The sequence below is a fragment of the Streptacidiphilus sp. MAP12-33 genome, from assembly GCF_041261265.1.
Classification (GTDB): Bacteria; Actinomycetota; Actinomycetes; order Streptomycetales; family Streptomycetaceae; genus Streptacidiphilus.
The window spans coordinates 13446-39759 of record NZ_JBGCCA010000051.1 but is presented as its reverse complement, the minus strand read 5'-3'; the positions used below and the strand labels follow the sequence as shown (position 1 = coordinate 39759).

Below are 26314 nucleotides of genomic sequence, written 5' to 3'. Positions count from 1 at the left end.
GTTGGACCGAGGTTTCACACAGGTCACGGGACCGTTCGAGGCCCACCTGACCGTGGCCTGTCCGGGCGGGGCCGACGTCGCGCGCCTCGACGCCTGGGCGCGCCGGGCCGGGCTCAAGCTCACCCACATCGTGCTGGCGCGCGGGACCACGCCCTCGCAGCCGATGCTGACGCTGCGCGGACATGGCACGTTCGCCGCGCAGCTGGCGGAGGCGGAGGCGGTCTCGGCGGCGCTGGGCGCGGACGGGTTCACGGTCCGTCGCGTCAAGCTGGAGGTCCCGCCGTGGGCGGCGGGCGTGCCGGTCGTCGACGGCGACGAGGCGCGCCGCCTTGCCGTGGCAGGGCTCTACTTCGAGCACCACGTCAGGCTGTTGCTGGCTCCGGGGACCGATCTCGGGGCGCTGGCCCGTCTGGTGGGGCCGCACCGGGCGCACCTGTCCTGGAACGCCCGGCGGATCGGGGCCGCTGACGGCCTGGAACGCCGTTTTGTGACGCAGCGCTGCCACGGGGTCGGGAGCGGGACGGCGGGCGTCCTGCTGGAGTCGCTGCTCGGCTCCCTGCGTGCGGCGGGCCACCACTGGGACGAGGTGGAGCGGGAGTTCGTCGTCCACGACAGCGATGTGCGCGTCGACGACGGCTGGATCGCCGCCGACGCGACGGAAGGGGTGCCGGCATGAGTGAGGACCGCGAGATCCACGACGCTTGGAGACGGTGGTGGGCCGGGGACGAACTGCCCCAGGCACCGTTGCCCGACGCGGCTCGGCGGCAGCACGAGCTGCCGGCCACGCTGCGTCCGGTCACGGACGAGCGGGCACGACAACGTCCGCTCTTCGAGCCCGCGTTGAAGCAGTACTTGCACGCGTTCCGGGCCGGGGACCCGACATTCGCGGACCACGACCTCGCCCGAGCATGGGGCGAGGCACGGCGTGCCGCGCTGGACCTGGTGCTCGCCGGGATCGCCGCCTCCCCGTGGGCCGACTCGCTCGTGCTGCGCGGCAGCGTCCTGCTGCGCGCCTGGTACGGCGAGGCGGCCCGGGAGCCGGGCGACCTCGACTTCGTCGTGGTGCCGCCCGCGTACCCCTTCGACGGGCCGGAGGCCGTGGCGCTGCTGGACGGCGTCGCCCGGTCCGCCGAGCGGGCCGCCGACGCGGTGGACGGGCTCGTCCGGTTCGACGTCGCCGGGGCGGTCAGCGACGAGATCTGGACCTACGAGCGGGTCCCGGGCCGGCGCCTCGTACTGCCCTGGAGCGCGGGAGAGCTGCCGGGCGGGGTGGTGCAGCTGGACTTCGTCTTCAACGAGGTACTGCCGCAGCCACCGGTTCCGACGGACCTGCCCGCGTTCTCGCCCACCTCGGGCTCGACCGGTGCCCGGCTGCTCGCGGTGACCCCCGAACTGTCCCTCGCCTGGAAGGTGATGTGGCTCCTGGGGGACCTGTACCCGCAGGGCAAGGACCTCTACGACGCCGTGCTGCTCGGCGAGCGCTGCACGCTCGACTACGAGCTCCTCGGTGCGGCGTTCGTCTCCTCCGATCCCGGGGAGGCGACCGCTCCCACCCGGTGGGACGACATCGCCGCCCTCGGGCGGCGGATGACGGGTGAGTGGCCGCACTTCACCCGGGAGTACCCGGACCTGCCGGGCGACCTCGACGCCCTGGTGTACCGGCTCCTCACCGCGCTCGCCCCCACGTTCGCGGGCCTGCCCGCGCAGGGCGAGCCGGAGTACCCGCTGCGCGTGCGCTGGATGGCCCACCACATCCACGCGGCCCGCGCGCTGCGGGAGTCGGCGCCCGACCTGCCGGCCTTCCTCGCCCGCCTCGCGGAGCAGCCGCTGGCGCCGGGACTCGACGTCGTGGTCCTGCGCGAGATCCTGGGCCCGGACCACGTCGACATACCGACCGCCCGCGACCTCCTCTACGCCCACCCCTCCTGGGCCGCCCTCCTCCACAGTCACCCCCGCTACGAAGCCTGGCTGAACGAGCGCATCGCCCGCCTCTGACCGAGCCGCCCGGCGCGGACGCTGGACCGGCGTGAGGTGTTCGCCTGACGCACCCTTGCTGCGCGGTGGGCGGCGCGTCTAGGTTGCCGGGGAGGGACTGACGTCATGTCAACTCGTGGGCTCAGGGGGGCAGTCGTGGGCGAGAGGCTGGTCGGTGAGAGCGCTCTGGAGGGGTTGAGCAGGCGGCAGGTGCTCTACGGGGGCGGGTTGGCGGCGGCTGTCGTCGCGTTGGACGCGTTGCAGCGGCAGGCGAGTGTGCCGGTGCGAGTGGGCGGGGCGGCGCCGGGGGCCAAGCCCGGGGACGTGCAGTTCGACATCGCCGCGTTCGTGCCTCCCGCGCGGACCGTGGAGGGCGTCGAGGTGCGGTTCGGCCCCGTGCACACGGTGTTCGCGACCGCGACGTTGTCGCGCACACCCACCGCCGCTGACCAGCGGCTGCTGCGTGACGCGCTCGGGACCATCGAGCACCGCTACCCCTTCAGCCCCACCGGGGTGTTCACCTTCCTCGCCTACGGCCTGCCCTACTTCCGGCGCCTGCCGGGCGGCCTGGACGGGCCGCTGGTCGCCGCCCATCTGCCGCGTCTCGCGCAGGACCCGGGACGGTACGTGCTGGAGGAGGCCGTGCCCGGCCCCACCGACGTGTCGCCGGCGAACCCCGGGGTCACCAAGGACCGCTTCGAGGTCCCCGTCGCCATCGAGGACAACGACCTGCTCTTCACCTTCCGCAGTGACCGCGCCGGGAACATCCGCGACGTGCTCGGCTGGCTCGGCGGCAGCGGGCGGCTGGCCGGGAGGCCCGAGCCCTCACCGGCCTTCGACGGGTTGCTGCGGTTCACCTCCAGCCGGGTGATGTTCCAGCAGCGCGGGCTGCCGCGGAAGGTCGCCGACGCCAACGGGCTCGTCTACGCGTTCATGGTGAACCCCGACTCGCCGATGTGGATGGGCTTCGCCGACCAGCAGGTCGATGCCAGCGCCCCCGCCGCGCGGGTGACCTTCCACGGCGCGGCGCCCGCCACGGCCGCCGCCGGGGACTACTTCGACAACGGCTCGGTCCAGCACCTCTCCCACGTGATCATGGATCTCCAGCAGTTCTACGACGTGGACGACCACGGCACCCCCGGCGACGACGCCGGGTACACCGAGCGGGTCCAGTACATGTTCCGCTCCACGCCGCCGCCCTCCGCCGGCTACCGGGACCAGTACACGAACGGCGGCGGCCCGGCCTTCCTCGCCAACACCTTCGAGGGCACCGACGACGCCCTGCGCAACGCGCGCGGCCTCGGCACCCCCGACGGGGAGCACCGCCTCGGGCACATCTCCACCCTTCAGCGCTCCTCCCGGGACCGCTCCGGCCGGCCGCTGCACCTGCGGATGGACGGGCCGGGCTTCGACACGATGGACGTGCCGGACGGCAGCGCCCAGCCCAAGCTCCAGTTCACCGCGTTCGTGCCCAGCGCCGACTTCTTCGCCACCATGCGGCGCAACCAGGCCTCCGTCGACCTCGCCACGGCGAACGCGGTCGCGCCCCACGAGAGGGGCCTGGAGCGGTTCCTGACCGCGACCCGGCGGCAGAACTTCCTCGTCCCGCCACGACGCCACCGCGCCTTCCCCCTGATCGAGCACGTCTGAGCGGGCCCGAACGCGGCGCGGAGAGGCGCACGCGCCGCCTTGTCGGCGGCGTGTGGGCGCGGCAGTGTGTGGGGCACGCCCCACAAGGGTCCTGACGAGCCGTTCGGAACGGAGTGTCTTTGAGCGAGGCGGGCGTCGTCGACGTGTTCGATCCGCGGCGCTACGCGGACGGGATCCCGCACGCGGCGTTCCGCGCGCTGCGCGACGCGCGGCCCGTCGCCTGGCAGGAGGAGCCACCGCTGCTCGGCTGGCCCGGTGGCACCGGGTTCTGGGCGGTCACCCGGCACCGGGACGTGAGCCGGGTGCTCAAGGAGGCCACGCTCTTCTCCTCCCACCTCGGCGCGACCCAGATCCGGGACCCCGACCCGGACGACCTGCCGTTCATCCGCCGGATGATGCTCAACCAGGACCCGCCCGCCCACGCGCGCCTGCGTCTGCTCGTCTCGGCCGCCTTCGCGCCCAGCCGGATGGAGCGCTTCGCCGCCACCGCCCGTGCCCGCGCGGGCGCGCTGCTGGACGCGGCCCGCGCGACCGCCTCGGACGGCGACGGCGGTGTCGACGTGGTGGCCGCCGTCACCGACGAGTACGCGCTGCTCAACCTCGCCGACCTGCTCGGGGTGCCGCCCGGGGACCGCGGGCTGCTGCTGCGCTGGACCCGGCAGGTCATCGGCTACCAGGACCCGGACGAGGCACCGACCGCACCCGCCCTCGACACGCAGGGCCGCCCCGTCAACCCGCGCTCGCCCGAGCAGCTCGCCGAGATGTTCGCCTACGCGCGGGAGCTGGCCCGGCACAAGCTGCGCCACCCGGGCGACGACCTGATGACCGCCCTCGCGCAGGCCCACGCGGACGAGCACGGTGCCGGCGCGGCGCTGGCCGACGCGGAGCTGGAGATGTTCTTCTTCCTGCTGACCGTGGCAGGCAACGACACCGTCCGCAGCGCCGCGCCGGGCGGGCTGCTCGCGCTGGCCGGACACCCGGACGCGTACCGCGCGCTGCGCGAGGAGACGGTCCCGCTCACGACCGCCGTCGAGGAGCTGCTGCGGTGGCACCCGCCGGTGCTGAGCTTCCGCCGGACGGCGGCGCGGGACACCGAACTGGCGGGGGTGCCGATCCGGGCGGGCGAGAAGGTCGTCGTCTTCCACGCCTCCGCCAACTTCGACGAGCGGGCCTTCGCCGAGCCCGACCGCCTGGACCTGGCCCGCGACCCCAACCCGCACCTCTCCTTCGGCACCGGCCCGCACCGCTGCCTGGGCGCGCGGTTCGCGCAGATCCAGCTCGCCACGCTGTACGCGGAGACGGCGCGCCGGGTCCCGACGCTGGAGCTCGCGGGCCCGCCCCGGCGGCTGGTGTCGAACTTCATCAACGGGATCAAGGCCCTCCCACTCGCCGGGCTGACGGCCGGGCCGTCCGCCAGGTGACCGGTGTTTGACCCGGTCGGGGGCGGCTGCTGGAATGGAGAGATGCTCCCCGAGACGACCCACCTGGTCACCCGGGCCCACATCGACTTCGGTCGCGTGTGGTCCGCCGCGTGTCGCTGACGCGCGCGCCCGCCCCTCGCCAGGTTCCTTCCGTCGTCCCCTTCCGGAGCCCTCCCATGTCCAGCCCCACCTCCGGGGTGCCCGTCCGCGTCGACCCGCGCGGACCGCGCTTCGCCGCCGTCCTCACCACTCTCGTGCTGTTGGTCGTCCTCGTGACCGCAAGCGGCGCGCTGCTCGCGGCGCAGGCCGTGGTCTTCGCCGTCGCGGCGGGGCTCGGGCTGCGCTTCTCGCCCTACGGCTGGCTCTTCCGGCGCTTCGTCCGGCCGCGCCTGGGACCGCCCGCCGAGCTGGAGGACGAGCGGCCGCCGCGCTTCGCCCAGGCGGTCGGGTTCACCTTCGCCGCCGTCGGCGCGCTGGGCTACCTCACCGGTGCCACCTGGCTCGGCATCGCCGCGACCGGCCTGGCCCTGGCGGCGGCCTTCCTCAACGCCGCGTTCGGCTACTGCCTCGGCTGCGAGGTCTACCTCGTCGCGGTGCGTGGCCGCGCCCGCCTCGGGCACGGGTGAGCGCGCCATGACCGACCCCACCGGCCTGGTCGTCGCGCTGGTCGTGCTCGCCGCCGCCACCGTCTTCGGGCTGGTCCGCCGCGCCCGCGACGGGCGGTTGCGGACTGCCGGGCGCGGCGACGACGTGCTGCGTCTTTCCGCCGAGGAGCTCGGGCAGTCGCTGGGCGACCGGGCGACGCTGGTGCAGTTCTCCACGTCCTTCTGCGCGACCTGCCCCGGAACCCGCCGTCTGCTCACCGATGTCGCGGGGAGGACGCAGGGGGTCCGGCACGTCGAGATCGACGCCGAGGATCGGCTCGACCTGGTCCGGCGGGCCGAGGTGATGCGCACGCCCACCGTGCTGGTCCTCGACCGCGACGGCCGCGTGGTCCGTCGCGCGTCGGGCCCGCCGACGCGGGCCGAGGTCGAGTCGGCCCTGGAGCTCGCAGGCTCAGCGGCCTGAGGTCAGCGGCCTGAGGTCAGTGGTCTCAGGTCAGTGGTCCGAGGGCAGGGGGCTCAGCGCGAGCGCGGTCAGGTCGTCGTTCAGCTGGTGCGCGTAGTCGGGCACGTCGCGGCGCAGGTGACCGATGACGGTCTGCGGGTCCGCGGTGTCCAGGCCCGCGAGGCGGGCGGCCAGCGGGTAGAAGACGCCCGCGCCGTCGCGCGCCTCGGTCACCCCGTCGGTACAGAGCAGCAGGGTGTCGCCCGGGCCGAGCCGGTGCACCGTCGGCGGCTCGGCCGTGGTCGTGGCGCCGAGCGCGCCGAGGCCGAGGGGGAGCGCCTCCGGGCACGGCAGCGCGGTGACGCCCGCGTCGGACAGCAGCAGAGGGTCGAGATGGCCGCGGTTGACGACGGAGATCCGGCCAGAGGCGGGGTCGTGCTCCACGAGCACGGCCGTCACGAACAGCTCGTCGTCGCCCGTCTCGGCCGCGTGGCGGGCGACCTGCCGGTCGAGCTGCGTGGCGAGGGCCGTCAGGTCCGGCGTCTCGTGGGCGGCGGCGCGGAAGGCGCCGAGGACGTCCGCCACGGTGCGGACCGCGTCGAGGCCCTTGCCGCGCACGTCGCCGAGGAGCACCCGCGTCCCGAAGCGCGTCTGGCAGACCTCGTACAGGTCGCCGCCGACGCCCGCGTCGGTTTCGGCGGGATGGTAGAAACCGGCGGCGCGCAGCGAACCCGCGCGGGCGGGGACCGGCCGCAGCACCGCACGCTGCAGCGTCTCGGCGACGGTCCGCACCCGCACCAGGTCCCGCGACTGCCGGCGCCGCTGCGCGGAGAGCGCGGCGCCGAGGACGCCGGCGAGGGCGGTGGCGATGTAGATCCAGACGTGGTGCTGCTCGGCGAGGTGCCCGACGCGCGCGGCCAGCGCGAGCTGGAGCCCCAGGGCGAGGGCGGTCGCGCCGCCGACTACGAGCGGTCCGAGGGTGAACGCGGTCACCACGGGCAGCACGGTGAGCAGGAAGCCTGCGGCGACGACGCGCGAGACGGCGGTCTCCAGCACGAGGTCGACGGCCAGGAGCAGCAGCGGGGCCCAGTGCAGGCGCCGGCGGGTCTGCGGGGTCGGGAGAGCCGGGGAGAGTGCCGACATGGGGACCTCCTTCCGGGCGCGTCGGGGTGGCAGGACCTCCATCCTCGCCGCGCGGGCGGGGAGACGGGGCGGGACCTAAGTCCCAACGGGCTGTGACGCTCACGACCTGCGGACCGGGGAACCGGGCCGGTTGCACTCTCCAGGGGCGCGAGGAACTGCGCGACAAACCACCGGCGTGCGGATGGCCCTGCGCGTTCGGTGCCTACGTGGGTGGCTTGTCGCGCAGTTCCTCGCGCCCCCGGAGCACCGTCGTGGCGAAGTCGAGTGCGCGGGTTGTCACAGTGCGGTACTCGCCCGACGCGACCGCTCCCGCCGGGACGACGTCCGTGCCGGCGCAGACGGCGGCCGCGCCGTGGGTGAGGAAGTCCGACGCGTTGGTCGCGTTGACGCCGCCCGAGGCGATGAGGGGGGTGCCGGGGAAGGGGCCGTGGAGGTCGCGGAGGTAGGTGGGACCGAAGGCCCTCGCGGGGAAGATCTTGACCGCCTCGGCGCCCAGGTCGAGGGCCCGGGCGACCTCCGTCGGGGTGAGCGCGCCGAGGACGAGGGGGACGGAGTGGCGCGTGGCCACGGCCGCGACCTCGGCGCGCAGGCCGGGGGTGACCAGGAACGACGCACCGGCGTCGATCGCCGCGCGGGCCTGGTCGGCGGTGAGGACCGTCCCGGCGCCGACGTGGTGGCCCGCCTCGGCGGCCCGCCGCAGATGGGTCGTCATGCCCGGTGTGGTGAAGGTGAGTTCCGTACAGGTGACACCCCCGGCCGCGAGCGCCGCGCACAGCAGCGCCGCGTCGGCTATCGCGGGGGCGCGGACCACGGCGATGACGGGGGAGTGGGCGAGCTGGGCCAGCAGGCTGCTCATCGGCGGTGGGATCCCTTTCGAAGATCAGGATTGCAATATGTGCAACCAGCATTGCGAAGAATGCGCCCAGAGTTCTAGCATCGCCGCCACCACCGGTCAACGAGGGGGAACGATGTCGCTGCCGGACGCGGTGCCGGACGCGGTGCCCGATGCGGTGCCCGACGCGGTGTGCCTGGGCGAGTCGATGGCGGTGCTGCTGCCGGACGCGCCCGGGCCGCTCGAGACGGTCGGGGGGTTCCGCGCCGCTGTCGGCGGCGCGGAGTCGAACACGGCCTGCGTCCTGGCCGCCCTCGGCGTGCGCAGCGCGTGGATCAGCCGGGTCGGCGCCGACGGGTTCGGGCGGCGGCTGACGGGGGAGCTGGGCGCGTGCGGGGTGGACGTCTCCGGCGTGGTCGTCGACCCGCACCGGCCCACCGGCCTCTACGTCAAGGAGGTCGGCGGCAGCGCGCAGCCGCACGACCTCGGCGCGGGCGGCAGCCGCCTGCACTACTACCGGACCGGCTCGGCCGCGTCCGCGCTCGCTCCCGGCCTGCTGGCCGAGCCTGCTGTCGGGCGGCTGCTCGCCGGGGCGCGGCTGCTGCACCTGAGCGGGATCACCGCCGCGCTCTCCGACAGCGCCCTCGCGCTGCTCCAGGAGCTTCTCGCCCGGCCGCGCGCGGGGCTGACCGTCTCCTTCGACCTCAACTGGCGCCCCGCGCTCTGGCGGCAGCCCGGCCGCGACCCCGGTGTGCTGCGCGAACTGCTCGACGCCGCCGACGTGGTGCTGCTCGGCGCCGACGAGGCCGAGGCCGCGCTCGGCACCGGCGACCCGGCCGCCCTGCGGCGCCTGCTGCCGCGTCCCCGCACGATCGTCGTCAAGGACGCCGAGCGGCAGGCGCTCGCGCTGGACCGGGACGGCTCCGTCGTCCGTCAACCGGCGCTGCGCGTCGAGGTCGTGGAACCGACCGGCGCGGGCGACGCCTTCGCGGGCGGCTATCTGGCCGGCCTGCTGCGCGGGCTGGACACGCGCGGACGGCTGCGCCTCGGCCATCTCGCGGCCGCCTGCGCGCTGACCGCGCCGGGCGACCAGGGCCGTCCGCCCGGGCCGCAGACCGTCGACGCGCTCCTCGCCGCGAGCGAGGCGGCCTGGGCGGCTACCGTGGTCACGGCCTGCGGCGTGACCGGAGCGGCAGGCCTCGTGAGGGAGGAACCGTGAGCCAGACCGTGTCCCGCGCGCTGCGCCTGCTCGCCGAGCTGGGTGAGGGCGACCGCTCGCTGGACCAGCTCGCCGAGGTGCTGGGGGTCCACAAGACCACCGCGCTGCGGCTGCTCCAGAGTCTGGAGGAGGACCGCTTCGTCTACCGGGACTCGGCCTTCCGCTACCACCTCGGCGCGGGCCTGTTCGCGCTCTCCTCGCTCGCGCTGGAGCAGCGGCCGATCCGGCGCGTCGCCGCGCCGCACCTGGCCGAGCTCAACGCGGCGACGGGCCAGACCGTCCACCTCGCCGCCATGGAGGCGGGTGAGGTGGTCTACGTCGACAAGTACGACTCGCGCCACGCGGTGCGGATGTACTCCCGCATCGGACTGCGGGCCGGGCTGCACAACACGGCCGTCGCCAAGGTGCTGTTGGCCGATCTGCCGCTCGCCGCGCGGCGCCGGGTGGCCCGGTCGATCAGCTACGTGCCGTCCACCCCCCGCACCCTGACGGACGCCCAGGCGCTCCTCGCCGAGCTGGAGACCGTGGCCGAGCAGGGGTGGGCGCAGGACCGCGCCGAGCACGAGACCTTCATCAACTGCGTCGCCGCGCCCGTCCGCGACGCCTCCGGCCGGGTGGCCGCGGCCGTCTCGCTCTCCGTGCCGGACGTGGTGCTGCCCTACGAGCAGGTCCTGGAGCTGCTTCCGCAGCTGCTGGCCACCACCCGCGCGATCTCCGAGGACGCCGGGTTCCGTACCCCGCACAGCTGACAGGGAAAAGGGAAAGCCGCACTGACATGAGCGACCACGACCGCGACCACGACCGCAAGACCGAGATCCGCACCGACGGCGCGCCGGCGCCCGCCTGGCTCTTCTCCCAGGGCGTCCGCAAGGGCCCGATCCTCCAGGTCTCCGGCCAGGGTCCGCAGGACCCCGCCACGGGCGAGTACCTGTACCCGGGCGACGTGAAGGCGCAGACCCGGCGGACGCTGGAGAACGTCAAGGCGATCGTCGAGGCCGGCGGCGCGAGCGTGGAGGACGTGGTGATGTTCCGCGTCTACCTCACCACCCGCGCGCACTTCGCCGCGATGAACGAGGCCTACGCCGAGTTCATCGCCGAGAACATCGCCCCGGACGGCGTGAAGCCGTGCCGGACCACCGTCTTCGTCGAACTGCCGCAGGAGCCGATGCTCGTGGAGATCGACGCCCAGGCCGTGGTCTGATGGACCCATGACGCTCACAGGTGACCAGGTCACGGCCTATCTCGCGCGGATCGGGGCCGACCGGCCCGCGCGCCCGGACGCGGCGGCGCTGCGCGGGCTCCACCTGGCGCATCTGCGGGCGGTGCCGTTCGAGAACCTCGGCATCCACCTCGGCGAGCCGATCGTGCTGGAGCCGGGCGCGCTGTTCGACAAGGTCGTCGGCCGCGGGCGCGGTGGGTTCTGCTACGAACTGAACGGTCTCTTCGCCGAGTTGCTGGGTGAGCTCGGCTACGGCGTCACCCTCCTCGCGGCGCGCGTCCACGGCGGCGAGGAGGCGGGCTTCGGGCCGCTCTTCGACCACCTCGCGCTGCGCGTCACCGACGCGGACGGCGCCGAATGGCTGGTGGACGTCGGCTTCGGGCGCCACACCGACCACCCGCTCCGCTTCCTCCTCGGCGCGGACCAGCGCGACCCCACCGGCACCTACCGGCTCGAGGCCCGCGAGGACGGCACCGGCGACGTGGTGGTCCTGCGGGAGGGCGCGCCGCAGTACCTGCTGGAGCTGCGGCCGCGGACCCTGGCGGACTTCGAGGTCTGCTGCTGGTGGCAGCAGACCTCGCCGAAGTCCCACTTCACCCAGAACACCCTCTGCTCCCTGCGCACGCCGGCAGGCCGGACCACGATCAGCGGCCGCACCCTCGTCGAGTCGCAGGACTCGGGCGAGCGCACCGAACGCGAGCTGACCGGCGCCCAGTTGCTGCGGACCTACGCCGACTCCTTCGGCGTCGTCCTCGACCGACTGCCGGACCTGCCAAGGCCTTAGGGCAGCCTCAGGGCTGCGCCGCGACGATCGGGGTGCCCTCGCGGACGGCGCGGGTGACGGGGGTGCGTTCGGCGATGTCGAGCAGGCGGGCGCGCTGTGCGTCGTCGAGGGGGCCGGTGAGGTCGATGCGTCGGGTGATGCGGCCCGTCCCGTCGGGAGCGACCTCGTGCGCGGTGTGGACCCGCACCGACTCCAACGGCCAGCCCTTGCGCTCGGCGTACATCCGCAGCGTCACCGCCGTGCAGGAGGCGACGGCCGAGAGCAGGAGGCCGAAGGGGGTCGGGGCGGTGTCCTCGCCGCCGCGGGTGAGCGGCTCGTCCGCGGTGACGGCATGGCGGCCGACGCGGATGTCGACGTGGTAGTCGGGCCCGGCGAGCGTCGCCACCGCGGCGCCGGTCCGGGCGAAGCCGTCCGGGCCCACCACGTCCGGGACGGCCGACAGGGCGCTCACAGACCGAACCGGGCGCGCTGGTCCTGCGGGACGAGGTCGACGTACTCGGGGTGCTTGGTGATCCAGCCGCGGATGAACGGGCAGAACGGGAGCACGTGCTGCCCGGCGTCGCGCACGGTGTCGAGCGCGGCGCGGGCCAGGGCGCTGCCCAGGCCCTTGCCCTCGAAGCGCGGGTCGATCTCGGTGTGGATGAAGGCGACCTCGTCGCGGAACCGGTGGTACTGGGCGAAGCCGGCGAGCTCGTCGCCGGAGAAGATCTCGAAGCGGGACTCTGCCTGGTTGTTCACGACGCGCTGATCCATCGGTCCTCCACTCACTGATGATGATCCCATTATAGTTGATGCATCAACTTGTTGTCGAGAGGGGCCCCGAGCGGCGTGTCGCGCGGGACCGGCCGCGAGGCCTCCGACGAGCTGGGATGATCGGGCGATGGCCCCTGCGCGCAGTCGTCCTCCGTCGGCCACCGAGACGATCGGGGACGGCCATCCGCTGGTCCTCGCGCTCGTGGTGCTCACCGCCGTCAGCGGTGTGGTCGACGCGGTCAGCTACCTCGGTCTCGGGCACGTCTTCACCGCCAACATGACCGGCAACGTCGTGGTCGTCGGCTTCGCGATCGCGGGGGCGCCCGGCTTCTCCGCCGCCGGGTCGCTGACCTCGCTGGCGGCCTTCCTGGTCGGTTCGGCCTGGGCCGGACGCCTGGCGGCCCGTCACCGGGGCCGCCCACGGGGCCCCTGGTTCCGGACCGCGCTGCTGCTGGAGGTCGCGCTGACCGCGGTCGCCACCCTCCTCGCCTTCACCGCCGGGCTGCGGCACGGCACGCAGTTGGTGATGATCGCGCTGCTGGCCCTGGCCATGGGCCTGCGCAACGGCACCGTCCGCAAGCTCGGCGTCGCCGACATGACGACGACGGTCCTCACCATGACGCTGACCGGGATCGCCGCGGACTCCTCCCTCGCGGGTGGCGGCAACCCCCGCCTGCGCCGCCGCGTCGTCGCCGTCGTGGCGATGATCGCGGGCGCGGCCCCCGGGGCGGCCCTGGTCCTGCACGGCAACGCCGCCTGGGCGCTGGCGCTCAGCACCGCCCTGGTGGCGGTCGTCGCCCTCGCCTACCGCGAGCCCTCCGCGCCCGCTGGGCCTGCTCAGCCCTCCGCGCCCGCCGCGCCGTCCGGGCCTGCTCAGCCCTCCGCGCCCTCGGGGCCTGCTCAGCCTTCCGGGCCGGCCGGCTCCTGAGCGGTCTGCGGGTCGCGCGGCAGCCGGGCCTCGAAGGTCGCGCCCGACGGGGAGTCGACGACCGTCAGGGTCCCCCCGTGGTGGTGGGCGATGTCGCGGGCGATGGGAAGGCCCAGGCCCGCGCCGCCGGCGTCGCGGCTGCGGGCGTCGTCGAGGCGGGTGAAGCGCTCGAAGATCCGCTCGCGGTCCGCCGGGGCGAGGGCCTCGCCGTCGTTGTGGACGGTGAGGACCACCTCGTCCGTCGCCGTGTCCGTGCGGACCGCGACCCGGACGGACGAGCGGGCGTGCCGCTCGGCGTTGTCCAGCAGGTTCGTCACCAGGCGCGCCAGCCACAGCCGGTGGCCCGGCGCGACCGCCTCCTGCGCCAGGGCGAGCGTGAGCTCCCGGCCGCGCGCCGCCGCCCGCACCAGTTCCGCAACGTCGATCGGATCGGTGGGGCGCTGCGGCGGGCCCGCGTCGAGGCGGGCGAGGAAGAGCAGGTCCGCCGCCAGCGCCTGGAGCCGCTCGGCGTCCTGGAGAGCGCCCTCGACGAGCTCGGCGCGCACGGTCGGGTCCGGGTGGCCGACGGCGACCTCCAGCTGGGTGCGCAGCACCGCGATCGGACTGCGCAGCTCGTGGGAGGCGTCGGCGATGAACTGGCGCTGTCGGCGTCCGGCGAGGTCGAGCCGGTCGAGCATGCCGTTCATCGTCCGAGCCAGCCGGGTGATCTCGTCGTCGCCGCGCGGGATCGGCACCCGCCGGTGGAGCTCCTGCTCGCCGATCGCGGCGACCTCGCTGCGGATCGCCTCCACCGGCCGCAGCGCCCGGCCGGTGACGCGCCAGGTGACCAGCGCGACGGTGAGCAGCAGCAGCGGGCAGCCGACCAGGAGGGTCAGCGCGGTGCTGCTCTCCGCGTCGTCGGCGGCCCGCAGTGAGGCGCCGGAGTGGATGACCACCGGACCGTCGGGCGTCTCGACGACGACGTTGGTGACCTGCTGGCTGCTGAGGATGCCCAGCGGCTTCAGGCCGCCGAACTCCATGACGGGCGGCCCGGACACGCCCAGCGCGGGACGACCGACCACGTTCTGGCTCGCCGCCACCACCTGGCCCTTGCCGTTGACGACCTGGACGAAGTCGGTACCGTCGCCGAGCGGCACCACCTTGCCGAGCCTTCCGCCCATCGCGAGTTTGGCGACGACGTCGGCCTGCCCTCGTGCGCTCGCCTCGAGCTTGCCGCGCAGGTCCGCCCGGAGCAGGCTCAGCATGGCCAGCGAGGCGACGGCCAGCGCGACGGCCACGACCGTGCAGGCGGCGAGCGTGGCGCGGGCCCGCACCGAGCCGGGGGTGAGGCGGGACCGCAGCCAGGACAGGAGTCGGCGCGCGCGCCGCCGCTCAGCCACCGTCCGCCGCCAGCCGGTATCCGACGCCGCGCACGGTCTGCACGGCCGCGCGCCCGTAGGGGGCGTCGATCTTCCGGCGCAGCGCGCTGACGTGGACCTCGACGACGTTCGCGTCGCCCTCGTAGTGCTCGTCCCAGACCGCGTCGAGGATGTCGCGCTTGGAGACCACGTCGCCCGCGCGCAGCGCGAGGTGTTCCAGGACGGCGAACTCGCGGGCGGTGAGCCGGATCGGCGCGCCGGCCCGGGCGCAGGTGCGGGCGCCGAGGTCGACCGCGAGGTCGCCCAGGCTGACCAGGCGCGGTTGTCGGCCGCCGACGCGGCGGGCCAGCGCCCGCAGCCGGGCGACGAGCACGACGTAGGAGAAGGGCTTGGACAGGAAGTCGTCGGCGCCGGTGTCCAGCGCCTCGGCCTCGTCCCACTCGCCGTCCTTGGCGGTCAGCATCAGGATGCCCGCCTGGTAGCCGCTCGCGCGCAGCATCGAGCAGACCCGGTAGCCGTTCAGGCCGGGCAGCATGATGTCGAGCACGACCACGTCGTAGGGGCTGCGGGTGGCCTGCCGCAGCCCGGTGACGCCGTCGTGGGCGATGTCGACGGCGAAGCCCTCCGCCTCCAGGCCGCGTTGCAGCGCGGCGGCGAGCCGCCGTTCGTCTTCCACTATCAGTACGCGCACGCGACCAGGGTGACAGGCCCGGTGGCAGGGAAGCTGAAGAGGTCTTCATGATCTTCAGCGGGGCTTCAGCGTCGGTGCGGGACTCTCAGGGCCCGAACGACGAACGACGAATCCCACGAAGGGGCCGCGATGAGCGAATCCGAGGCGTACGAGGAAGAGAACGAGGACTTGGCGGGCCTGCCCGCGCCCGAGGCGGCGCCGCGGCGCGGCCCGGTGCGCCAGGTGGTGACCGGCCGCCGGTCCCGCTGGGTCGTCGGTGGCCTCGCCGCCGTCGTGCTGGTGGGGGGCACGGCGGCGGTGACGGCGGCGGTCGTGCACGGTCACGACGGCGGACGCGTCGCGGTGGCGGTCGGGCCGGGCGGGCTGCCCGGGCTGAAGCGCATGATCGCCCAGGCGCAGGGCCCGGGCGGTATGGGGGGAGCCGTGGTCGTCAAGGGCGGTCAGGTCGTCCAGGTGCCCGGCGGCCTCGCGGTCGGCGGCGTCGTCCCGGGCGGGCCGGACCAGCAGGCGGTCACGGGGGAGGCGTCGCTCGCTCCCGCGCCGCTGCCCTCGCTCTCGGCCGACCAGGCCGTGGCGAAGGCCGAGGCCGCCGTCACCGGCGGCAAGGTGGAGTCGCTGACCGACGTCCCGGAGCAGGGCGGCGGCAGCGCCTGGCAGGCGGTCGTCGTCGGCCCGGACGGTGTGCACCACCTGGTCACCCTCGACGGCGCGACGGGGGCGGTCACCTCCAACAGCGTGCAGAACTAGGCGCGCAGGCACGGACGGGCCGCCGCAGGAGGCACCCTGCGGCGGCCCGTCGTCATGACGTCAGGTCAGCTGTTGTAGATCTGGAACTCGGACAGCTGTCCCGCCGCCCAGCCGGTGTTGGCGGTGATGTTGACCCGCCAGTACCGCTGCGTGCTCGCCGGGAAGGTGATGGTGACGGTGTTGCTGTTGACGTTCGGGTCGAACGTGTAGGTGGCGGAGCCGACGACGGTGGAGAAGTTGGTGCCGTCGGTGCTGCCCAGCAGTGAGAGCGTCTGGTTGCGCGCGCCCCACGAGGTGCTGGCCGGCAGCTCCAGGACGACGCGGCTCACGCTCTGCGAGGCGCCGAGGTCGACCTGGACCCACTGCGGGAAGCTGCCGTTGTCGCTCTCCCAGTAGCTGGCCTGGTTGCCGTCGGTGACGTTGGCCGAGACGTAGTTCTGGGTGTTGCTGGACTCGCTCGTCGACTTGTTCAGCGCCAGGTTGGTCGGGGCGTTGCTGGTGCCGGTGCCGGTGAGCGCGACCGTCAGCGGGTTGTCGGAGGCGTTGCCGTTGACGGTGACGCTGCCGGTGCGGGTGCCCGTCGCGGTCGGCGTGAAGGTGACGTTGACGGTGCAGGACGCGTTCGCGGCCAGCGAGCTGCCGCAGGTGTTGGTCTGCGCGAAGTCGCCGGTCGCGGTGACCGAGGAGATCGACGCGGTGGCCGTGCCGGTGTTGGTGACCGTGACCGCCTGCGCGGAACTGGTCGTGTTCACCGTCTGCCCGGCGAAGCTGAGCGAGGTCGGGGCCGCCGAGAGGGTCGCCGACGAGGAGCCGCCGGTGCTCGGGTAGACCGCGAAGTCGGAGAGCTGGCCCGCCGACCAACCGGTGTTCGCGGTGATGTTGACCCGCACGTAGCGGGCGTTCGTCGCGTTGAACGGGATGGTGACGGTGTTGTTGTTGGCGTTCGGGTCGAAGTTGTAGCCCGCCGAGCCGACGATGGTGGAGAAGTTGGTGCCGTCGGTCGAACCGAGCACCGAGAGCGTCTCGGTGCGCGCGGCCCACGCGGTGGACGGCGGCAGCCGCAACACGACCTTGCCCACGCTGTAGCTCTGGCCGAGGTCGACCTGCGCCCACTGCGGGAAGGAGCCGTTGGTGCTCTCCCAGTAGGTCGACGGGTCGCTGTCGGTCAGGTTGGCGGCCACGTAGGAGCCGTTGCTGGAGCTCGCCGAGGCCGGCTGGCCCGCCGCGATGTTGGTGGTGCTGTCGATCGCGGTACCGGTCAGACCCACGCTGGTGGGGCTGTTGTTGGCGTTGCTGGTGACCGTCAGCGTCCCGGTGCGGCTGCCGGCGGCGGTGGGCTTGAAGCCGACGGTGACGGTGCAGGAGGCGCCGACCGCGAGGGTGGAGCAGGTGTTGCTCTGGCTGAAGTCACCCGTGGTCGCCACGTTCGAGACCGTCGCGCTGCTGGTCCCGGAGTTGGTGAGGGTGACGGTCTGCGTCGCCGCGCTGGAGCCGACGACGGTCCGGGCGAAGCTCAGGCTGCCCGGGTTGGCGCCGAGCACCGGGCCGGGGGCCGTGCCGGTGCCGGACAGGGTGGTGGTGTTGGTGACCCCGCCCGCGTTGACCGTCAGGTTGCCGGTGCGGCTGCCCGAGGCGGTCGGCGAGAAGGTGACGCTGACCGTGCAGGAGCCGTTCGCGGCGATGGAGCTGCCGCAGGTGTTGGTCTGCGCGAAGTCACCGGTGGTGGCGATGGAGGAGACCGCCGCGGCCGAGGAGGTCGGGTTGGAGACGGTGACGGTCTGCGCCGCACTGGTGGCGCCGGTGGCCACGGAGCCGAAGTTCAGCGCGCTCGGCGTCGTGGTGACGCCGGTGGCCGGGTACGGTGGGTAGACCGGGGTGGGCCAGCCGCTGCAGTACGGGGTGCCGCTGATCCCGGAGTTGCCGCCGTTGTCGGTGACGACGAAGTTGCCGCCCTCGCAGTTGTACACCGGCGCGGGCCCGTTGACGCCCGTCGCGGTGACGTTGGTGAAGGAGGCCGCGCCGCCCGTCTGCTCCTGGAGCGCGAAGGTGCCGGTCCCGGCGATGGTGACGGTGTTCAGGTTGACGCCGCTGATGGTCCCCTCGACCCACTGGATCGCCTCGTAGGGGCTCTGCTCGATCAGGGTGTTGGAGACGTTGATCGGGCCGGTGATGTTGCCCTGGCTACCGTCGAACCAGAGCGAGCCGACGCCGAACTGCCAGTTCGGGTCGAGACTGCCGTTCCGGATCAGGGTGTTGTTGGAGATGGTCGTGGTGCCGACCGGTGTCGAGGTGAAGCGCTGGCCGACGTGGATGCCGCCGCCCTGGGTGATGCCGGTGTCCTGGACCAGGTTGCCGGTGACCGTGTTGTCGTGGCCGCCGTAGATGGCGATGCCGTTGGCCAGCATCTGGAGCTGCACGGTGTTGTTGGAGATGGTGTCGTTGGCGTCCGCGCCGATGCCGGAGTCGGCCCAGGTGGCGATGCCGTCGTCACCGGTGTTGCGGATGTCGCTGTTGGTCACCTTGGAGTTGGTGACCCCGCCGTGGAAGTTGATGCCGTCGGCGGTGGTGTCGCGGATCCGCATGCCGCTGAAGGTCAGCGAGTCCATCGGGCCGTCCATCCAGGCCCCGACCTTGTCGTGCTCGATCCACACGTTGGAGACGGTCGAGTTGGACATCGCGCCACCGATGCCGTTGACCTGCGCGCTGTCGTCACGCTGCTGGACGTTGCCGAAGATGGCGAAGTTCTGCAGGTGCACGCCGGTGCTGGCGTTCGGCGCGGAGTTGCCGTAGAAGCCGGGCGCCGCACCGGTGACGGTGGAGTACCACATGCCCGCGCCCGCGACGGTCACGTTGTTGACCGCGATGTGGCCGGGGATGTTGTAGGTGCCCGGCGGGATCCACACGGTTCCGCCCGAACCGGCGGCCGATATCGCGGAGTTGAACGCGCTGGTGGAGTCGGCGGCGCCGGTCGGGTCGGCGCCCTCGCTGGTGACCGAGACGGAGCCGGAGGGCTGGGTCAGGGCCGCGCCGACGTTCTCGAAGTCGGCGAAGTCCACGGTGTAGGAGGAGGCGCTGTCGCCCGAGTCCACCTGGAGCTTGAAGGTGGTGCCCTGCGGATAGGTGGTGCTGAACAGCCGGTGCACCTCGTCGTAGAAGTGGTGCGGGTTGCCGCTGCCCGGGGTGTTGGTGAACGGGTAGCTGCCGTAGTACCAGCTGTAGGCGTTGGTGAGCGAGAAGTCGCTCTGCTTGACGCCGTTGATGTAGAGCGAGAGCGGCGCGGAGTAGACCGAACCGTCGGATGTGTCGGGGATCGAGTAGCGGAAGTCGATCGAGTTGGTGGCCACCGGTGTGGTGAAGGTGACGTACTGTCCGCTGCCGTTGCCCGACAGTGTCACCGCCTTGCGGCCCGAGGCCTCGTCGGCGAGCTGGCCCTGGGTGTAACTCGGGCCGATCACGGTGCCGTTGGTGGCGGAGTTCTCCGCCTGCACCTCCGCGTAGGGCAGGCTCGCGCCGCTGCCGCCGGTGGCGAGCGGCGTCGCGGCGTAGGCCGCACCGGTGGCGGCGGGCACGGCCCCCGCCGCCAGCAGCAGCGCGCCGCCCGCGAGGGCGACGGCTCGTTTCAACTTCCGTGCGGGACTTCCGGACAACGGGGGCTCCTTCGCGGGTGGGGACGAAGACGCGCCGGCGCACCGCCGGGCGGCTGGAACCGTAACTTCCGCGAAGTGCAAGCGCAATATGGAGAACAGCAATTGAGAAAAAGTCACGGGCTTGCGCAAGAACAGGGCATTCGATGGCGTAGGCCCCTGGTTTCCGCGCAAGTGATGACGGGTCCTTGCCAACAGCGCGCAAGCCGCTTTCAGTGACCGTGCCCGATCGCGCCCGCGACGATCGCGGCCCGCACCCGGTCCCCGCGCCGCCGGGCGAGCAGCGCGAACGAGGCGGCGAGCACCAGGAGTTCCAGATCCGCCCAGGCCCCGGAGACGGAGATCTCCACCACGCGGCCGCCGAGCCGGGGCAGCCGCAGGTCGATCCGGTCGTCGTCGCCCTGACCGGCCCGCACCACCGCGGCCCGGTAGGAGCCGCGTTCGGGCCGGAGCGACCAGGCGACCGGCTCGCCCGCAGGGGTCCGCCCGTCCTGCGGGTGCAGCCGCAACAGCCCGTCGGCGGTCACCACGCCGCACGGCCGGTGGTCGGTCGGGCCGATCGCGACGGTGCGCCCGTCCACGGTGATCTCCGCGCCGCGCAGGCCGCGGTGCGGGCGTAGCGAGGCCGCCGAGGGGGAGCCGTCCAGGACGAACACCGCACCGCGCTTGCGTAGTTCGAGCGCGGTCGTCATCGGGCCGGCCGGTCCTCGTCGAGGGCGCCGGTCCAGACGCAGGTGACGTCCAGCTCCAGGTCCAGATGGCGCCCGGCCAGGCCGCGCATCGCCGTCACATCGAACACGGTGCGGTCGATCCGCGTCGTCGCCCGCAGGTGGAACGCGGTGCCGTCAGGGGCGGTCGTGGTACCGGTGACCGTCAGCCGCACGGGCCGCGCCTGGCCGCGCACGGTCAGCGTGCCCGCCAGCTCCGTCGCGGCGGCCCGCTCGGCGGTGAAGACGATGAGCGGGTGCCGGTCGGTGTCCAGCAGCCGGGCCGAGCGGACGGTCGCGTCCCGCCCGGCGTGACCGGTGGCGAAGCTCCCGGCGTCGATCTCCGCCCGCACGGCCGAGGCGGCCGACGGACCGGTCACCACGAAGCTGCCACCGCGGATCGCGAAGGTGCCACGCACCCGCCCGAGTCCGAACAGGTGCCGGGTGGTGAAGCCGACGGACGAGGCGGCCGGGTCGATGGCGTAACGCCCCAGGCGCGGCGCCGACTGCACGGATGTGGTGGTCATGGCAGGTTCCCTCTCGTGTGGTGTTCTCCCGTGTGGTCTGCTCCCATTGCACGGCGGCGCGCACCCCTCCCGGCAGAGCCGCCGGTCGCCTTCCGGGGCGACGAAAGGCGGGCTCGCGGCGGCCGGATACGACCTTCGTAGGGTGCCCCGCGCCGAAGGTCGCGACCTGGCGTGTGCGCGGACCCCGGACACGCGGCCATGACCTACCGTGGGCGGCATGACTGACAGGGCTCCCTGGCACCGGCGGCACTGGTTCGCCCTGGACGTGGCCCTCGCCCTGTGCTTCGTCGCGATCGACACCCTCGACACCCTCGGCGGCGGCAGCTGGTGGCCGGGCCATCCCAGCGGCCTCGCCTGGGCCGTGCTCGCCGTCCAGGGTCTCGTCGACGCCTCGCTGGCCTTCCGGCGCGTCTGGCCCGTCGCGGAGGTCGCCGTCCTCGGCGCGTTCACGCTTGCCCTGACGCTGCTGATCTCCCCGGCCGGGGCGCTGACCCCCGCGCACGCGGGCAACGTCTGGGCCCCCTACGGCACCGTGCTGGCCGCCTACGGTCCGTTCTTCTTCCGCCGCGACCGGCGTGACCGCCGCACCGCGCTGCTGCTGCTGGCCGCGCTGACCGTGGTGGTCTGCCGCCCCTGGGAGGGCGACCTCACCGTCGTCGCGGTCGGGCTGCTGCGCACCGCCGTCGGCCCGCTGGTCGCCCTCTACGTCGACGCCCGCCACCGGCTCGTCCTCGCCCTGACCGAGCGCGCCGAGCGCGCCGAGCGCGAGCAGCACCTGCTCGCCCGGCAGGCGCGCGCCGAGGAACGCGCCCGGCTTGCGGGCGAGATGCACGACATCGTCACCCACCGGGTCAGCCTGATGGTGCTCCAGGCCGGCGCGCTGCAGGTCACGGCGGTGGACGCGCCCACCCGGCGCGCGGCGCAGGAGCTGCGCGCCGCCGGCTGCCAGGCTCTCGACGAACTGCGCGACCTCGTCGGCATCCTGCGGGCCGAACCGGAGGGCGATCCGACCCCCTCGGTCGAGGGCATCCCGCTGCTCGTCAGTGAGTCGACGGCGGTGGGCGTCCCGGTCACGCTGGAGGCGACGGGCGCCGCCTCCCTCGCCTCGCCCGTGGTCGGCCGCACCGCCTACCGGGTCGTGCGCGAGGCCCTCACCAACGTGCGCAAGCACGCGCCGGGCGCGCGGGTCACCGTCCGGCTGGAGTACGGCGAGACGCGCGTGCGCGTCCGGGTCCGCAACACCCGGCCCGCCGGGCCGGGCACCGCCGCGCTCGCCGCGACCGGCTCGGGGCTCGGTCTCGCGCAGCTGCGGCAGCGCATCGAGCTGGTCCACGGCACGCTGCACACGGGCGCCACGCCCGACGGCGGTTTCGAGGTCGACGCGGTGCTGCCGGCGTACGTGCCGACGGCCGACACGGGGAGATAGGTGGATGGTGGCACGGGTCGTGGTGGTGGACGACGAGCCGATGGTGTGCGGGTTCCTGCGCACGATCCTGGGCTCGGCAAAGGACATCGAGGTCGTCGCGGAGGCGCACGACGGCGCCGCGGGCGTCGAGGCGGTGCGCGCCACGCGTCCCGACGTGGTCCTCATGGACCTGCGGATGCCCGGCATGGACGGCCTGACGGCGATCGGGCACATCAACCGGCTGCCCGACCCGCCGCGCGTCGTGGTGCTCACCACCTTCGACGCCGACCAGTACGTCCTGCGCGCGCTGCGCGCCGGCGCCACCGGATTCCTCGTCAAGTCCACGCCCCCGCAGGACCTGATCGGGCTGGTCCGGGTGGCGGCGGAGGGTCACACCGTGCTCTCCCCGAGCGCGGCCCGCCGCCTCGTCGCGGCCTCCTCCGACGCCTCCGCCGCCCGCGAGCGCGCCCTGCGGCAGACCGAGGGGCTGACCGATCGGGAACGGGAGGTGCTCGCCTGCCTCGGCGAGGGGCTGTCCAACGCGAGGATCGGAGAACGGCTGCACCTGTCCGAGGCGACGGTGAAGGGCTATGTCTCGCGGCTGCTGGACAAGTTGGGCTGCGTCAACCGCACCCAGGCCGGCCTGCTCGCCCACGACGCGGGCCTGGTGGAACCGTGACCGCGGGGGTCGCTGCCTTCGGCGCCAGGCGGAGGGTCTGACTCCACCTCAGCTGCTTCCCTTGGGCGGGCCGACGACTTCGCTATCGTGCTCGCGTGGAACAGTTGATCGCCGCAGACCCGCCCTTCATAGGCCCGTACCGCCTGATCGCCCGGCTGGGCGCGGGCGGCATGGGCCTGGTGTACCTGGGCCGTTCCGAACAGGGGCGCACCGTCGCCGTGAAGGTCGTCCAGGCCGAGTACGCCGGACACCCCGAGTTCCGCCGGCGGTTCGCCCGCGAGGTCGCCGCGGCCCGGCAGGTGGGCGGGAGTTGGACCGCCGCCGTGCTGGACGGCGATCCGGAGGCCGCCGTCCCGTGGGTGGCCACGCAGTACATTCCCGGGCCGGACCTTCAGGGCGTGGTCGGCAAGGACTTCGGTCCGCTGCCGGAGCACTCGGTGCGCGTCCTCGCCAACCGGCTCGCCCTCGCCCTGCAGGCCGTCCACGGCGCCGGTCTGATCCACCGTGACCTCAAGCCGTCCAACGTGCTGGTGACCGTCGACGGCCCCCGCGTCATCGACTTCGGCATCGCTCGCGCCGTCGACGGCCTGGGCGGGGACAGCCTGCTCACGAGTACCGGGATGTTGATCGGCTCACCCGGTTTCATGTCGCCCGAGCAGGTCCGCGGCCTCGAACTGACCCCCGCGAGCGACGTGTTCTGCCTGGGCGCGGTGCTCGTGTACGCGGCCACCGGGCGTCTGCTCTTCGGCGCGGGTGGCGGCTCCGGCCTGAACGCGCACCTGTTCCGGATCGCGGAGGAGGAGCCGGACCTCAGCGGGGTGCCGGAGGCGCTCCTCGGCCTGGTCGCCGCCTGCCTGCGCAAGACCCCGGCGGAACGGCCCGCGTTGCAGCAGATCGTGGAGTTCACGGCGACCGACCGGGCCGAGGAGTGGCTGCCCGCGCCCGTGCTGGCACAACTTGGGCGTCACGCAGCCGAGTTGCTCGACTACGCGCCGACCTCCGCACCTGGCTCCGCACCCGCGTCCGCACCGGCGTCCGCACCCGCGTCCGCACCCGCACCCGCGCCGACGCCTTCGCCGGTGCCGCCCGTGCCCGGCTACCCGCCCGGGACGCCCCCGCCGTATCCGGCCTACACCCCGACCACCCCGGCGGGCGCGGCGCCGCCCGGTTTCGGGCCGCCGCCGCAGATGGTGCCGGGCGGGTGGGCCGCGGGTGCGCCGGTGGCCGCTCCCGTGCAGGACAACGCCCCACCGAACCCCCGGCGTTGGGCGGGCCTGGTGGCGCTCGTGCTGGCGCAGCTGCTGGTGGGCTTCCAGACCGGGACGTTCAGCGTCTCGCTGCCCGAGCTCATGGCTGCGCTGCACACCCGCCTGCTGGGCCCGTCCTGGATCGTCAACGGCTACGTACTGGCCCTCGCCGCCCTGGTGGTGCTCGCGGGCCACGTCGCGGACGCGGTGGGACGACGCCCCGTCCTGGTCGCGGGGCTGGGGGGCTTCGCGGCGGCCGCCGTCCTCGCCGGGATGTCCCCGAACAGCGGCATCCTGCTGGCAGCGCGCGTGCTGTACGGGCTCTCGGCCGCGCTGGTGACGGCGTCCACCCTCGGGCTGGTGCTGACCAACTTCACCGCCGCCAGGGAGCGTCGCACCGCGCTCGGGATCTACGCCGTGGTCGCCGGGGGCGGAGTCGCTCTCGGCGTCGCCGCGGGCGGCACGCTCCTGGAACTGGTGAGCTGGCGGATGGCGCAGTTCGTCGTGGTGCCGCTGGCGGCGATCGCCGTGGCGGGGGCACTCGCCCTGCTGCGTGACGGAGCGCCTCGGGTCGGCCCGGTCCGGTTCGACGCGGCGCGCGTCGCCCTCGGCACGGCGTCGATGCTCCTCCTCACGTTCGGGTGCTTCGGGGCCGAACAGGACGGGTGGACCTCCGTGTCGGCGCTGCTCCCGCTCGTGGTGGGCCTGCCGCTGTTCGCCGCCTTCCTGTGGCGACAGTCCCTCATCGAGGTACCCGGGCCGCCGTCGCCGGGCGGCCTGGACCTGAACCGTCTCGGTGCCCTGTTCGCGCTGGTCCTCGTCGGTGGCGGACTCGGGGGGCTCTACAGCGCGCTCAGTTTCCTCCTGGAGGCGACCGGCGGCTTCGCCCCGTCCGCGACCGGGCTCGCCTTCGTGCCGCTGGTCGCCGCGCTGGCCGTCGCGGCGCTCGTAGCCGCCCGGCTCCTGGAGCGTGTGGCCGCCCGCGTCCTGATCGTCGCCGGCCTGGGGGTGGCCGCTCTCGGACTGGGCCTGCTGGTCGGCGCGACGCCCTGGAGCGGTTACCCGGTCCATGTCCTGCCCGGACTGGTGCTGGTGGGCGTCGGCACGGGCCTGGCACTGGTGCCCCTGCTGGCCGCGGCCACCTCTGGGGCCTCGTCGAACCACGCGGGAGCGATGTCGGCCGGGGTCGGCGCGGCCCTGAGCGCGGGCACGGGCCTCAGTGCCGCCCTGTTCGCGGGACCGGGCCTGGCGTCGTTCGCGGACCGCTACACCTCGACGCTCTGGTGGGGGTTCGGCGGCGTCCTGGTGGCGGCGCTGGTCGCCGGGCCGCTGGTGGGCCTGCGCCCGGAGGGACCGACGGAGGCGTCAGATCGGATACCCGGAGGGGGTAGGGCGACGGCATGACCGTCCGCGCCGCCCGTGCCCTGCCGTGGGCGGTGCTGGTCTGTCTCGCCGTGGTGCTTCACCACGAGTTGGTGTCGGGAGGGCCGGGCGCCGTGTCGGCGTCCACCGCCCACCTGGTCTGAGCCCGGCACTCGGGTGCCCCGGCCGCCTGCCCTTCCGGGCGGCCGGGGCACCCGCGGCTTCAGTGTGCCTTGTGGTCGAGGTTGCCCTGGAGGGTCTGGAACCACAGGAAGACGTTGGTCGGGATCGGGGTGGTCACCCCGTTCTTCGGGTCCTTGGCCAGCTTCTGCGCCTCGGTGAAGCTCTTCGCCTTCTCGATCTTCTCGAAGGACGCCTTGTTGAAGACGCCGATGACGGAGACGGGCCACCACTCCGGCCGGTTGGAGTTGCGGTCGGTGATCAGGTGGTCGTGGCCGGGCAGCGGGACGTTCTTCAGCTTGCTCGCAGGGACGCCGAGGGCGGCCGAGAGGCGGGTCAGGTCGATGGTCATCGGGTGGTCGACGCACGGACCGGTGGGGCACTGGAGGTGCCCGGGCTCGGGCGAGAAGAGCGGCACCGGGATGTAGAGCGCGTCGGTGAACGCGTCGGAGACGAGGCCGGGCGGGACGTGCCTGTACTTGGCGCCGACCTCGCAGCCGTTGCTGGAGGACGCGGGGACCGACGGGTCGCACCAGTAGTTCTGGGTGTACAGGAAGCGGATGGTATGCCCCTCGTACCAGCCCTCCGTGGTGCCGATGTTCTGGCACAGGTCCTTCGGCAGGCCCGTCATGCACGGGTGCGCCAGCGGCTGGACGGCCTTGGAGCCGGAGGGTGCGGGGCCGAAGCCGCCGCCGGCCGCGCCGGCGGTGGCCATCCCGCCGACCAGTGCGACGGCGGTGAGCGAGGCGGCGACGGCGGAACGGGAGAGCAGTGAGGTCATCGAACGGGTTTCCCCT

At 73.7% G+C, this 26314-nt stretch carries 26 protein-coding genes; 16 read left to right on the top strand and 10 right to left on the bottom strand.

Annotated elements, in window-relative coordinates; translation table 11 throughout:
• Position 1 precedes the first annotated feature (1 nt).
• The 6 genes from ABH931_RS36335 to ABH931_RS36310 all read left to right on the top strand — a co-directional run bounded on the left by ABH931_RS36335 (position 2) and on the right by ABH931_RS36310 (position 6113).
• On the top strand, positions 2 to 676 hold the full coding sequence (locus tag ABH931_RS36335) for a hypothetical protein (RefSeq protein WP_370123415.1): 675 nt from the start codon (positions 2 to 4) through the stop codon (positions 674 to 676).
• Positions 673 to 1995 carry a nucleotidyl transferase AbiEii/AbiGii toxin family protein gene (locus tag ABH931_RS36330; RefSeq protein ID WP_370123412.1) on the top strand — a complete coding sequence of 441 codons (1323 nt, stop codon included), beginning with the start codon at positions 673 to 675 and terminating at the stop codon, positions 1993 to 1995. Before ABH931_RS36335 ends, ABH931_RS36330 begins: the two co-directional genes overlap by 4 nt.
• Positions 1996 to 2130: 135 nt before the next feature.
• Positions 2131 to 3624, top strand: coding sequence for a hypothetical protein (locus ABH931_RS36325; RefSeq protein WP_370123410.1), 1494 nt, complete (start codon positions 2131 to 2133; stop codon positions 3622 to 3624).
• A gap of 113 nt (positions 3625 to 3737) precedes the next feature.
• Positions 3738 to 5045, top strand: coding sequence for a cytochrome P450 (locus ABH931_RS36320; RefSeq protein ID WP_370123407.1), 1308 nt, complete (start codon positions 3738 to 3740; stop codon positions 5043 to 5045).
• 176 nt (positions 5046 to 5221) lie between these two features.
• A complete protein-coding gene (locus ABH931_RS36315) occupies positions 5222 to 5671 on the top strand; it encodes a DUF4395 domain-containing protein (RefSeq protein ID WP_370123404.1) in 450 nt (149 codons plus the stop codon).
• A 7-nt stretch (positions 5672 to 5678) separates the two neighbouring features.
• Positions 5679 to 6113, top strand: coding sequence for a TlpA family protein disulfide reductase (locus tag ABH931_RS36310; RefSeq protein WP_370123401.1), 435 nt, complete (start codon positions 5679 to 5681; stop codon positions 6111 to 6113).
• 30 nt (positions 6114 to 6143) lie between these two features.
• Here ABH931_RS36310 and ABH931_RS36305 read toward each other — a convergent pair whose 3' ends face one another.
• Positions 6144 to 7235, bottom strand: coding sequence for a PP2C family protein-serine/threonine phosphatase (locus ABH931_RS36305; protein WP_370123399.1), 1092 nt, complete (start codon positions 7233 to 7235; stop codon positions 6144 to 6146).
• A gap of 202 nt (positions 7236 to 7437) precedes the next feature.
• Positions 7438 to 8091, bottom strand: a complete 654-nt coding sequence (locus ABH931_RS36300; RefSeq protein WP_370123397.1) for a bifunctional 4-hydroxy-2-oxoglutarate aldolase/2-dehydro-3-deoxy-phosphogluconate aldolase — start codon at positions 8089 to 8091, stop codon at positions 7438 to 7440.
• 112 nt (positions 8092 to 8203) lie between these two features.
• On the opposite strand from ABH931_RS36300, the gene ABH931_RS36295 reads away from it, so the two are divergent.
• From ABH931_RS36295 to ABH931_RS36280, 4 genes are read left to right on the top strand one after another with little or no spacing between them, the layout of a single operon-like run.
• Positions 8204 to 9286 (top strand): sugar kinase, encoded by a 1083-nt coding sequence (locus ABH931_RS36295; protein ID WP_370123394.1) that lies wholly within the window; start codon positions 8204 to 8206, stop codon positions 9284 to 9286.
• Positions 9283 to 10035 (top strand): IclR family transcriptional regulator, encoded by a 753-nt coding sequence (locus tag ABH931_RS36290; RefSeq protein WP_370123391.1) that lies wholly within the window; start codon positions 9283 to 9285, stop codon positions 10033 to 10035. Before ABH931_RS36295 ends, ABH931_RS36290 begins: the two co-directional genes overlap by 4 nt.
• A 26-nt stretch (positions 10036 to 10061) precedes the next feature.
• A complete protein-coding gene (locus tag ABH931_RS36285) occupies positions 10062 to 10487 on the top strand; it encodes a RidA family protein (protein WP_370123388.1) in 426 nt (141 codons plus the stop codon).
• Between the two features lie 7 nt (positions 10488 to 10494).
• Positions 10495 to 11289: an arylamine N-acetyltransferase gene (locus ABH931_RS36280; protein ID WP_370123385.1), complete on the top strand. Its 795-nt coding sequence runs from the start codon at positions 10495 to 10497 to the stop codon at positions 11287 to 11289.
• Positions 11290 to 11296: 7 nt separating this feature from the next.
• Here the strand turns inward: ABH931_RS36280 and ABH931_RS36275 are convergent, their stop codons facing one another.
• Both ABH931_RS36275 and ABH931_RS36270 read right to left on the bottom strand, forming a co-directional pair.
• Positions 11297 to 11740, bottom strand: a complete 444-nt coding sequence (locus tag ABH931_RS36275) for an OsmC family protein (RefSeq protein WP_370123382.1) — start codon at positions 11738 to 11740, stop codon at positions 11297 to 11299.
• On the bottom strand, positions 11737 to 12042 hold the full coding sequence (locus ABH931_RS36270) for a GNAT family N-acetyltransferase (RefSeq protein ID WP_370123379.1): 306 nt from the start codon (positions 12040 to 12042) through the stop codon (positions 11737 to 11739). The genes ABH931_RS36275 and ABH931_RS36270 overlap by 4 nt, the downstream gene beginning before the upstream one ends.
• Positions 12043 to 12169: 127 nt before the next feature.
• On the opposite strand from ABH931_RS36270, the gene ABH931_RS36265 reads away from it, so the two are divergent.
• Entirely contained in the window at positions 12170 to 12970 is an 801-nt protein-coding gene (locus tag ABH931_RS36265; protein WP_370123376.1) for a YoaK family protein, read from the top strand.
• Here the strand turns inward: ABH931_RS36265 and ABH931_RS36260 are convergent.
• Positions 12943 to 14349 (bottom strand): sensor histidine kinase, encoded by a 1407-nt coding sequence (locus ABH931_RS36260; RefSeq protein WP_370123373.1) that lies wholly within the window; start codon positions 14347 to 14349, stop codon positions 12943 to 12945. The two genes, ABH931_RS36265 and ABH931_RS36260, sit on opposite strands and share 28 nt — an antisense overlap.
• The gene (locus ABH931_RS36255; RefSeq protein ID WP_370123370.1) at positions 14342 to 15019 is read right to left on the bottom strand and encodes a response regulator transcription factor; all 678 of its coding nucleotides are present in this window, start codon (positions 15017 to 15019) and stop codon (positions 14342 to 14344) included. The genes ABH931_RS36260 and ABH931_RS36255 overlap by 8 nt, the downstream gene beginning before the upstream one ends.
• Positions 15020 to 15148: 129 nt before the next feature.
• Between ABH931_RS36255 and ABH931_RS36250 the strand changes: the two genes are divergently transcribed.
• A complete protein-coding gene (locus ABH931_RS36250) occupies positions 15149 to 15766 on the top strand; it encodes a PepSY domain-containing protein (protein ID WP_370123368.1) in 618 nt (205 codons plus the stop codon).
• Positions 15767 to 15831: 65 nt separating this feature from the next.
• Here the strand turns inward: ABH931_RS36250 and ABH931_RS36245 are convergent, their stop codons facing one another.
• From ABH931_RS36245 to ABH931_RS36235, 3 genes are all read right to left on the bottom strand, one after another.
• The gene (locus ABH931_RS36245; RefSeq protein WP_370123365.1) at positions 15832 to 19413 is read right to left on the bottom strand and encodes a choice-of-anchor D domain-containing protein; all 3582 of its coding nucleotides are present in this window, start codon (positions 19411 to 19413) and stop codon (positions 15832 to 15834) included.
• A gap of 209 nt (positions 19414 to 19622) precedes the next feature.
• Positions 19623 to 20102 (bottom strand): hypothetical protein, encoded by a 480-nt coding sequence (locus tag ABH931_RS36240; RefSeq protein WP_370123362.1) that lies wholly within the window; start codon positions 20100 to 20102, stop codon positions 19623 to 19625.
• Positions 20099 to 20644: a YceI family protein gene (locus ABH931_RS36235; RefSeq protein WP_370123359.1), complete on the bottom strand. Its 546-nt coding sequence runs from the start codon at positions 20642 to 20644 to the stop codon at positions 20099 to 20101. The genes ABH931_RS36240 and ABH931_RS36235 overlap by 4 nt, the downstream gene beginning before the upstream one ends.
• 217 nt (positions 20645 to 20861) lie before the next feature.
• Here ABH931_RS36235 and ABH931_RS36230 point away from each other — a divergent pair, with 217 nt between their 5' ends.
• From ABH931_RS36230 to ABH931_RS36215, 4 genes are all read left to right on the top strand, one after another.
• Positions 20862 to 22070, top strand: coding sequence for a sensor histidine kinase (locus tag ABH931_RS36230; RefSeq protein ID WP_370123357.1), 1209 nt, complete (start codon positions 20862 to 20864; stop codon positions 22068 to 22070).
• Positions 22071 to 22074: 4 nt separating this feature from the next.
• Positions 22075 to 22728, top strand: coding sequence for a response regulator (locus ABH931_RS36225; protein WP_370123355.1), 654 nt, complete (start codon positions 22075 to 22077; stop codon positions 22726 to 22728).
• A 95-nt stretch (positions 22729 to 22823) separates the two neighbouring features.
• On the top strand, positions 22824 to 25379 hold the full coding sequence (locus ABH931_RS36220; protein WP_370123352.1) for a bifunctional serine/threonine protein kinase/MFS transporter: 2556 nt from the start codon (positions 22824 to 22826) through the stop codon (positions 25377 to 25379).
• Positions 25376 to 25501 carry a hypothetical protein gene (locus tag ABH931_RS36215; RefSeq protein WP_370123349.1) on the top strand — a complete coding sequence of 42 codons (126 nt, stop codon included), beginning with the start codon at positions 25376 to 25378 and terminating at the stop codon, positions 25499 to 25501. Before ABH931_RS36220 ends, ABH931_RS36215 begins: the two co-directional genes overlap by 4 nt.
• A gap of 59 nt (positions 25502 to 25560) precedes the next feature.
• Here ABH931_RS36215 and ABH931_RS36210 read toward each other — a convergent pair whose 3' ends face one another.
• Positions 25561 to 26298: a hypothetical protein gene (locus tag ABH931_RS36210; protein WP_370123347.1), complete on the bottom strand. Its 738-nt coding sequence runs from the start codon at positions 26296 to 26298 to the stop codon at positions 25561 to 25563.
• Positions 26299 to 26314: the final 16 nt, after the last annotated feature.

Coding starts and splice junctions, on each gene's coding strand:
- ABH931_RS36330 (WP_370123412.1), top strand. CDS start 673: ATGAGTGAGGACCGCGAGATCCACGACGCTTGGAGACGGTGGTGGGCC.
- ABH931_RS36315 (WP_370123404.1), top strand. CDS start 5,222: ATGTCCAGCCCCACCTCCGGGGTGCCCGTCCGCGTCGACCCGCGCGGA.
- ABH931_RS36310 (WP_370123401.1), top strand. CDS start 5,679: ATGACCGACCCCACCGGCCTGGTCGTCGCGCTGGTCGTGCTCGCCGCC.
- ABH931_RS36305 (WP_370123399.1), bottom strand. CDS start 7,235: ATGTCGGCACTCTCCCCGGCTCTCCCGACCCCGCAGACCCGCCGGCGC.
- ABH931_RS36300 (WP_370123397.1), bottom strand. CDS start 8,091: ATGAGCAGCCTGCTGGCCCAGCTCGCCCACTCCCCCGTCATCGCCGTG.
- ABH931_RS36295 (WP_370123394.1), top strand. CDS start 8,204: ATGTCGCTGCCGGACGCGGTGCCGGACGCGGTGCCCGATGCGGTGCCC.
- ABH931_RS36285 (WP_370123388.1), top strand. CDS start 10,062: ATGAGCGACCACGACCGCGACCACGACCGCAAGACCGAGATCCGCACC.
- ABH931_RS36280 (WP_370123385.1), top strand. CDS start 10,495: ATGACGCTCACAGGTGACCAGGTCACGGCCTATCTCGCGCGGATCGGG.
- ABH931_RS36270 (WP_370123379.1), bottom strand. CDS start 12,042: ATGGATCAGCGCGTCGTGAACAACCAGGCAGAGTCCCGCTTCGAGATC.
- ABH931_RS36265 (WP_370123376.1), top strand. CDS start 12,170: ATGGCCCCTGCGCGCAGTCGTCCTCCGTCGGCCACCGAGACGATCGGG.
- ABH931_RS36250 (WP_370123368.1), top strand. CDS start 15,149: ATGAGCGAATCCGAGGCGTACGAGGAAGAGAACGAGGACTTGGCGGGC.
- ABH931_RS36240 (WP_370123362.1), bottom strand. CDS start 20,102: ATGACGACCGCGCTCGAACTACGCAAGCGCGGTGCGGTGTTCGTCCTG.
- ABH931_RS36235 (WP_370123359.1), bottom strand. CDS start 20,644: ATGACCACCACATCCGTGCAGTCGGCGCCGCGCCTGGGGCGTTACGCC.
- ABH931_RS36230 (WP_370123357.1), top strand. CDS start 20,862: ATGACTGACAGGGCTCCCTGGCACCGGCGGCACTGGTTCGCCCTGGAC.
- ABH931_RS36225 (WP_370123355.1), top strand. CDS start 22,075: ATGGTGGCACGGGTCGTGGTGGTGGACGACGAGCCGATGGTGTGCGGG.
- ABH931_RS36215 (WP_370123349.1), top strand. CDS start 25,376: ATGACCGTCCGCGCCGCCCGTGCCCTGCCGTGGGCGGTGCTGGTCTGT.
- ABH931_RS36210 (WP_370123347.1), bottom strand. CDS start 26,298: ATGACCTCACTGCTCTCCCGTTCCGCCGTCGCCGCCTCGCTCACCGCC.